The sequence below is a fragment of the Halomonas borealis genome (assembly GCF_004798905.1).
GTDB classification, from domain to species: Bacteria; Pseudomonadota; Gammaproteobacteria; order Pseudomonadales; family Halomonadaceae; genus Halomonas; species Halomonas borealis.
In genome coordinates this window covers 1-261 of record NZ_SDMO01000081.1, presented here as the reverse complement: position 1 = coordinate 261, position 261 = coordinate 1, and the positions used below count along the sequence as shown (strand labels likewise).

Genomic DNA, 261 nt, shown 5'->3' with positions numbered 1-261 from the left:
TTACTCATTCAGAGAAAAAGAAGTTCCTTTTTTGAAACTTGAGTTTGGGGGAATTTCTAGTACAGAAAAAACAACCGGACTTTTTCATTATGCTATTCTTTTTCCCGATCGTGCCTCAAAAGCTGGACTTATTGAACGACTCATTAAGGCAAAATACCCGCTAGGAGCGGGGGACCATCTCGTAAGTGAGTCTTTCTATCTTAGTGATCCTGAAGGAAATGGAATAGAGCTCTATCATGACCGCGATTCGAAAAATTGGAA

General features: G+C 39.8%; 1 protein-coding gene. It reads left to right on the top strand.

The window, feature by feature from the left end; all coding sequences use genetic code 11:
• Positions 1-261: VOC family protein (locus tag ETC07_RS16240; RefSeq protein WP_497706969.1), on the top strand; the 261-nt coding region annotated here is incomplete at both ends.